Source organism: Caloranaerobacter ferrireducens (genome assembly GCF_001730685.1).
Lineage (GTDB): Bacteria > Bacillota > Clostridia > Tissierellales > Thermohalobacteraceae > Caloranaerobacter > Caloranaerobacter ferrireducens.
The window spans coordinates 1-1,411 of the sequence record NZ_MDJR01000023.1 but is presented as its reverse complement, the minus strand read 5'-3'; the positions used below and the strand labels follow the sequence as shown (position 1 = coordinate 1,411).

At 25.3% G+C, this 1,411-nt stretch carries 1 protein-coding gene; it reads right to left on the bottom strand.

What is annotated here, in order from left to right:
* Positions 1-92: 92 nt before the first annotated feature.
* A partial coding sequence (locus tag BFN48_RS12015; RefSeq protein WP_069651124.1) for an FkbM family methyltransferase occupies positions 93-1,411 on the bottom strand: 1,319 nt, incomplete at its 5' end.

The window sequence follows — 1,411 nt, the reverse complement described above, 5'->3', positions numbered from 1 at the left end:
ATCATAATATGCTTCATATATTCTATCTAATAGTTGTTCCATTGTTAGCACCACCTAATCTAATTAAAATATTTAAAATCTATAGTAGTTATTTATTTATGAACAAACAAATAAGTTGGTGTTGCATTAAATTTTTTTTCTACCTTATAATTTAAAGAATACATTAAATTTGAAATTTTATGATAATCCTCTTTCGTTCCAGCTTCTACATATATATACGGTTTAAATTTTGTAATTAATTGCATTGCACCTTTAATTACGTATTCTTCAAAACCCTCTGTATCAATCTTTATTAAGTCTAATTTTTTCAACTTATTAAATAACAAATTATCCAAACTATCAATTTCTATTTCTCCATCTCGGCTCAATTCTACTCTACTAGCACCTAAATTATTAATATCTACTCTATTAACATTAACTTTACCTTTACTATTTCCTACTGCAACATTATACATTTCAATAACCTTATCTAACTGATTAATTTGTACGTTTTTCTCTAAAATATCAAATACATGTTTCTGTGGTTCAAAAGCATAAACTTTTTTGGCACCAACTATTAAAGCTAAATAAAGAGAATGATTTCCAATATTGGCACCAACATCAATAACAACAGAATTTTTTGGCAACTTGTTTTTTATATCTTGCAACATCTGTTCTTCATAAAACATATAACTATTAGCAATAGTTTTTTGAATATAGTCTGTTTTATAATCCGGTAAATAAAACTGGACTCGTTTTCCTTCATAGTAAAAACAAAATTCATACTGATTAAATTTACTCACTTCTCTAATGACAATTGAATCAATTACTAATTCACCTTTTCCCTTAAGCCTAATTGCTAATCTTATATTATCAGCCTTATTAAAATCGACATTTATTTCTCTATTTAATTTAATTGATTTAACATCTAGTTTTTGTCCTGATTTATAAGTAACAATAAATAATTCTGCATCAACATTTCCAACTCGTTTTCCCTTGAAAGCAATCTTATATCTTTTACTTGTATTTATATGTTTTAAGATGTTATTTTCGGGGGCTATATTAAAATTTATATTCTTCTCCAAATACGAAATATAAGTATGCTTATCTAAACAATCAAATTTTATTTTTCTTTCTAAAACCTCAACCTTTTTATCTAAGTTAAACCAATTTGTACTTTTAAAAACGATTTCGATAATTTCTTTCTCTTCTGCTATATTTCCCCCAGCATTTTCAATAATCAATTTTTCTTTTTCTTTTAGCAGTTCATTAAATCTAGCTTGTAAATCTAAATATTTATCTCTTATCTTCTCATAATCTTTCTCTAATCTCTTATACTCATATTCTAACAACTCATAATTTTTTTCCTTAGTCTTTAAGTCTTTTAATAACGAATATTCAACCTTACCAAAACATTCTTCAAGTTCCATTA